The sequence below is a fragment of the Ralstonia pickettii genome, assembly GCF_001699815.1.
Lineage (GTDB): Bacteria > Pseudomonadota > Gammaproteobacteria > Burkholderiales > Burkholderiaceae > Ralstonia > Ralstonia thomasii.
Genome location: NZ_MCGB01000045.1, coordinates 1 through 6,202, shown reverse-complemented (window position 1 = coordinate 6,202; position 6,202 = coordinate 1). Strand labels below are relative to the sequence as shown.

Below are 6,202 nucleotides of genomic sequence, written 5' to 3'. Positions count from 1 at the left end.
AGTCAATGCGATACATCGCTCAGCAAACGCATTCTTCGGAAAACCGTATACAGAGCGCGCTTCCCGAACCAGTCGTTCGCAGTCATTCCCCGCTTTGCGACAGAGGCTGTGTCCCTCGAAAAGATTAGTGCGGCTGCACTTTGCTTCGCACTGTCTCTTTTTAAGTTGATGCCCAGCTTATCTAGTCCCCAGCATTTTCCGCTCTCCACCTCTCAAATGACTCTCGAGAAATGTTATTAAGCATGCTGGAGAAGATATCTGGATCACCCGCATACAAGCAATGTCTGATTAAGGTATATGCATTCAAAGTATCGCCGGGATTAGATGCTTCAAAATAAGCTTGATATTTCTTTACCTCGGCAATATTTTCCTTCATATAAAAATTAAATTTCCCGCGACTAATTCCCGGCTTGCATCTAATGATTTCCGCCGCAAATCCATCGACTTTGTGCGCCTCAAAATCAAATCCCGGGAAAAAATGCTTCGCAATCTTTAGAAATCTAAACGCATTGAGGGGGGCATATTGCTTCGGCTCAACATCCGATGTGCCAATATCCAAATCTTCAACAACCGGCTCTTGCGCAGGAGAATCTTCCAGATCGACGTCTTCGGTTTCAGCTTCAGCTCTCTTAATTTCGGCAAGCGTGGCATCACGCACCTCACGAAACTCGCGGTCAGCGAGTTCGAACAACGCAGCGAGAGTATTAATTCTACGTTTTAGGCGGCCCGGAATTGATTTCTTATACTTTATCTTGTGATCCAAGATACTCCATGAATCCTGGACAACCGTACGTATTTGAAGCTCAAAAGGTATGCTGCCATAAACTCGATATTCAGGAAGCCCGAGCCGATCATCGTTTAATTTAAGATCAAGATGAAGCCCCTTGTATCCGAAGGAGTTTTCCGTACCTTCAATTTGGGCAATCTTATCTGTTACAGACAGCACTTTAAAATGCTTATGGATCAAATCTTTTACGGCCTCAATCTCGTCTTCGTATAAACAGACAATACGCAACCCAATCAAATCCGTTATATGCGCCTTGATTTCGTATTGCGTATTATTGGCCTCCAGATCACTTCGATATTTGCGGCTGAATTTTTTTATGCACTCTTCACGCTCCTTTAGACGGCCCTCAATCTTCGAGGCCGTAAGGTTAGCTGATGCCAGCAAGGAGCGAATCAATGTGAGAAACGACTCGATTGCCCCTTCGAGCAGCGGACGCTCAACATCATAGTACTCACGAAAAGCTGCCTTTTCTGCATCAAAATCAAGTGAAGCCATTGCACCCCCCCAAGCATGATCAATACGTTCTAATTATCGAACCCTATACTTGCACAACCAGCATGTAAATCATGGCTCTAAGAATAATTTTTCCGCATCATACTCTCGCCCCGCATGTACCTGAGACTTCATTAATAATTGGTCCAATAGATTGCACGGTTAAGCATGCACGGACACGCTATGCTCTCAAGGTTAGGAGTATCACGCTCGCCTTCAATCCGACGACGAAAGCAACCGTGCGTCGTCGGCTAGCGATGCTTCAATGCTGAGCACCGGCCTTGATCCATGCCCTGGTCAACCAACTCCTCTTGCCTGCACAGGCGCCTTCCCGCTTCTTATAGATAGGGGCCGACGCTAGACGTTGTCTTCGGTGTTAGCTCCGTGGAAACGCCGTCCGCTTGCTGGACATGACAGCTGTCAACTTCGGCATGTGTCAGTGACTTCCTCCTGTTGTATGTCGCGGACCACCGAATCTCGATGACGGCCGTCGGTAAGTTAGTGTCGTAGTACGCACCTGTGCCCAAACCCAAGAGCCCAGCAAGGGGCATGGATCGACTCATGGCTTGGCCAGCGGGGGAGATACCCAACGCGTCCGCTGGGAAGGCCGTTCCCAGCCCATAAAGTCCAGCCGGCTGCTGCTGATAGCTACTCAACTCTGGTTGAGTGGGAATTTCGTTTGGAATCCAAACGCGGCTTTTACCATTTACTACGTAGTCAGTCTGGAAATAGACTCGATTTGCCTCTTTCCTAACAAGACGAGCTGGGGTGATGTAATGATTGACAAGCTCCCATGTCGCCCCGACCGGAACTTGTCTTACCCTATCCGAAATTGCCGGATTCCCGAATATGAGATTCGGAATATCCTTTTTATACCAAAGAGTATTTATATTGTCATTTTGAAGAAATAACAACGATGCTTTTTTTTCAATCTCAGCCGCCGTCTCGGCATCTATGTGTGAAACGCGCAGCATTATTTCCTCGCGCAATGCGTTGAGATCCGTCAGGACTCGTGCATTGGTCAGTCTTTGCTTCACTGCTTGAGTAGCAAGCCTGTCGTCTGTGATGAGGAGTGCCGTATCGCGTCCAGTCAAACTGGACGCAATTTGAAGGAATGTTTCGCAAACTACCGCATCACGAAAACCTTTCTCCCTAGGTCCATGCTCGAATGGTGGGAGGCGAAAAACTGCGGCGTCTATTACGCTGCCCCAATCAATATTTTCGATATTTGGCTTAACAACCTTAATATTCAGTCGCAGCAGTTGGCGATCAATGGACTGGGAGATAGCGGAACTTACTCGCTCAGGCGAAATATCCCAAGTTTCAGAGAGAAATTTCGCAACCCGCCGGCTTGTTTCGACATGCTGCATGTAGCTCTGTCGCATTTGATATTCCCGTTCAGCCCTCACAATGTAAGGAAGAATCCAAAATATCTGTAGATCACCGTGATTAGAATGGTCCGCGATCAAACTAGACGCTGTACTGTTGACTATGTCGTCGCCGGATTTCGTAAAAATCGCATTAGTGTCAAATACGACGTAGAGCGCTTTTTTCCTCGATCGCGTCATGCCGCCCCCTTCCTCATCTATTTATCTGAGCGAAATAAGGATACCTGAGCATGCACCTGTAGCCTCCAAGACCGCCGCACCCCGAACAAAGAAACCGCCCATTGGGCGGCTTTTTTGGCAACTGTGATGACTTATTCAGCTACGGTGCCGTTCTCCTTCTTCCGCGCCGACTTAGCAAACCGCACAGACAACGCCTTACGCGCCGCATCCAGCCCTTCGCCCTTGCCGGCCACCTTGAGGAAGGCGTACCCCTCCAGCACAGCATTCATGACATCGCTGCCTAGCGCGAGCTGCGAGTCGGCCATCCGTTCCTGAATGCGATTCACACGCACAAGGCGGCTGCGGAGTTGGTCGAACGCCGCCAAGTCGCGGCGGACTTCTGCCAGGTTGAAGTTGGCAGGCAGCACGTTGGGGTTGTTACCCAGGACCTCTACCGCTGAGCGGGCGAACGCTTCGGACTTGTCGCCCATTTTGTTCAGGAACCGGCGCTGCTCGATCGATAGGTCGATCAAGCCGGTGAGCTTGTCTTCGACCGTCTTGAGGGCGCCATCCAAGGCGGCCAAATCTGCTGTGCTGAGTTGAAGAGAAATCAGGTTCTGCGACATTGCATTCCTTTGTTAGGGGTTGGCAACGCCATGCCGGGGGGCATGACCGCCGCAGATTGGACGTTGCTCGACCCAACAGCAATGGTCCGCCACCCCATTTCACAAATTGCCTGCGTCGACGGGGTTCCGAACTCCATCGATGCGGTTTGGAACGCCATGGTCCGGAGTTCGGAACGCCACGGGTGAGGTTCTGAACCTCTCGGTTGGCGTTCTGAACCCCATGCGTGAGGTTCGAAACCTGAACCGAGACGTTCAGAACTTCATATCGGTGAGTTTTGAACTCCATTGTTGGGGTTCAGAACGCCATGCGTGAGGTTCTGAACCCGGCACTTGAGGTTCCGAACCTGACGGCTGCGGTTGGGAACCTCACAGTTGCAGTTCGGCACCCCATTGGCTGCAAATCAGACGCTAACGCAAACCCCCATCGCTATAATTCCCCCGCTGCCGCACCAACGGCAGCCTGGTTTAGCGACCTGAAACACCAAGGCGGACGATTGCTGCATGCAGTCGCACTGCTGCTTCCGTTCGCGCCTACTTTGGCGGGCCGGATGGTGAGACCTTCGGGTCTACCGGTTTCCTTGGGACCGGGTCGCTAACACCATCGTCAGGCCCGCCACCCTCGTTTAGCGCCGAGATGGTGGGGCTCCTTCAATCCCAAGGAGGCTCCATGCCTATTACAGACGAGACGCGCCCAGCGTCGTACCCATCCCCGCCAGCACCGTCGCCTAGTCCACCGCCCACGTCCTCCGACACAGGCAGGCTCACCAAGAACCGCACCTACCTGAACGGCGCCATCGCGGCACAGGCGTACCTCAAGCGGACTCGCACCGCCATGTGCACGCACGGCCAATGCCGGCCGGGCATGCTGCGTGAGCAGCTTCAACACCTCTCTGCACACGCATTCCCGCCGGCGTTCATCAAAGGCTTTGTGGATGCGATTGACGCCTACGTTTCGATGTCGCTCGGGGGACGCGATGTCGATCCGCAAACGTGGGACGTGTTAGCCGCCGTAGAGCGGCGGGGCTACGGCCAATAAAAATGAATTGACGCATTCCCGTGACGGGCGGGAATGCCATGGTCTCTGCAAGACCTCAAACCTTCTCCACCGGCTTCAACTCCCACATCGGCAAGTAATTCATGATCGGCCGCTCAAACGTGCCGCCCTTGTCGATAAACGGCTTGCCCGAATCCAGCATCGGGCGGAACGTATCCAGTTGCTTGGCCGCGTCCAGGTCAGTCCACAGGCTCACGTTCGAGAGCGACGACGTCGACTCGTCCTCACCCACATAAAACGCCACCAACCCGCGCATGGCCTCGATACCGGGCCGAAGCACCGCATCGAGATCGTTCATCATCTGCCGCATCTCGGCAAACTTGTCCGGCGGACACCGCAGAATCGAGACTCGAACGACTGGCTGCATTGGAGACTCCTTTCGTTGAGATGCGTTGAAAGACAGATTGATTCGCTCCGTATCCGGTCCTGCGAACAAGCGGCGCCATGGACAGGTGGGCGATATAGCCCCATTCGGCAGACGTGTGCGCTCCTATGCTGCGATCCGTCCGACGCTGCCCATGATGCTCATGCATATGAGGCCCACAAACAACAAGCCGACGACAGCGTAGGCGATGAAAAAGTGGATCGGTGATTCGGCCCTGAATATGGTCCCACCGCGAGCGTCTACCCTCTCTTCCGTCAGATAGCTCGATATCGTCGCAATCAAACCGGCCGTTGACGCGAACAAGGTTCCGATCCATCCAACGTGGATCGGACTTGTCGGATACACGGCGCATATGCCCCAGAAGAGGGCTGCTGCCGCAAGGAGAGTCCATACAGCTTTGGTCATTCTTGAGCTAGTGCGCCAAAAATTTAACGATAGCGCCCACCGTAGCCCGCGTCTGCTCCTCCATCAACCAATGCCCCGCATCCGGAATCACCAGCTCCTGCACGTTGGTGGCGGCATTGCGCATGACGACGGCCTCGTTCTCGCCGAAGGACTTTGCGCCGCCGATGGCGAGCACCGGCATGGGCAGCTTGGTGGCGATGGATTTCTGGTTGTCCTCCGCGTCTTGCGGGATCGACAGGAATTGCGCAAACGCCGAATGCATGGCGCCCGGCTTGGCGTAGAGGCGGGCGTAGTGGCCGCGCGTGGCTTCGTCGATCTTGGAAGGGTCGCCGGCAAACTCATTCCAGAAGCGGTCGAGGTAGATGCGCTCGCGGCCTTTGACGAGCCGCTCGGCATCGGGGCCGCCGAACGAGAAGTGCCAGAGCTTGGGCGAGCGGACGATCTGCTCCCACGGCGGCACGCCCGGCACGGGGGCATCCATCACGACCAGCCGCGTGGTCTTGTCCGGATAGCGCGCTGCATAGGCAAACGCCACCATGGTGCCGATGTCGTGGCCGACCACGTCGGCCTGGTCGATGTTCAGCTTGGTGAGCACGGCGCGGATGTCACCGGCCTGGGTGCGCTTGTCATAGCCGCCCTCGGGGTGGGACGACAAACCCATGCCGCGCAGATCCGGCACCACCACGGTATGCGTGCGCGCCAGCTCGGCGGCGAGCGGCGCCCACATGTCGCCCGTATCGCCAAAGCCGTGCAACAACACCACGGCCGGGCCGCTGCCGCCCACGCGCACAAACAGCGTTGCCCCGTCGGTCTGGATGTTCTGGTGCCGAAAGCCCGGCGGATAGGGCTTCACCTGCGCTTGCACAAGGGGCGTCATGGCGAGCATGAGCGCGACGGCTGCAAACA

General features: G+C 54.7%; 6 protein-coding genes. 1 reads left to right on the top strand and 5 read right to left on the bottom strand.

The genetic code is table 11. The features are described from left to right. Window positions 1–181 precede the first annotated feature (181 nt). The 3 genes from BEK68_RS07165 to BEK68_RS07160 all read right to left on the bottom strand — a co-directional run bounded on the left by BEK68_RS07165 (window position 182) and on the right by BEK68_RS07160 (window position 3,452). On the bottom strand, window positions 182–1,282 hold the full coding sequence (locus BEK68_RS07165) for a GTP pyrophosphokinase (RefSeq protein WP_012436770.1): 1,101 nt from the start codon (window positions 1,280–1,282) through the stop codon (window positions 182–184). A 335-nt stretch (window positions 1,283–1,617) separates the two neighbouring features. Further along, a complete protein-coding gene (locus BEK68_RS25420) occupies window positions 1,618–2,847 on the bottom strand; it encodes a PIN domain-containing protein (RefSeq protein WP_012436769.1) in 1,230 nt (409 codons plus the stop codon). 131 nt (window positions 2,848–2,978) lie between these two features. Further along, complete coding sequence (locus tag BEK68_RS07160) at window positions 2,979–3,452, bottom strand: hypothetical protein (protein WP_012436768.1); 474 nt, start codon at window positions 3,450–3,452, stop codon at window positions 2,979–2,981. A gap of 667 nt (window positions 3,453–4,119) precedes the next feature. Between BEK68_RS07160 and BEK68_RS07155 the strand changes: the two genes are divergently transcribed. Next, the gene (locus tag BEK68_RS07155) at window positions 4,120–4,488 is read left to right on the top strand and encodes a hypothetical protein (protein WP_012436767.1); all 369 of its coding nucleotides are present in this window, start codon (window positions 4,120–4,122) and stop codon (window positions 4,486–4,488) included. A gap of 55 nt (window positions 4,489–4,543) precedes the next feature. Here the strand turns inward: BEK68_RS07155 and BEK68_RS07150 are convergent, their stop codons facing one another. Next, the gene (locus BEK68_RS07150) at window positions 4,544–4,873 is read right to left on the bottom strand and encodes a hypothetical protein (protein ID WP_012436766.1); all 330 of its coding nucleotides are present in this window, start codon (window positions 4,871–4,873) and stop codon (window positions 4,544–4,546) included. A gap of 430 nt (window positions 4,874–5,303) precedes the next feature. Continuing rightward, on the bottom strand, window positions 5,304–6,202 hold an 899-nt coding region (locus tag BEK68_RS07140; RefSeq protein ID WP_249262910.1), incomplete at its 5' end, for an alpha/beta fold hydrolase.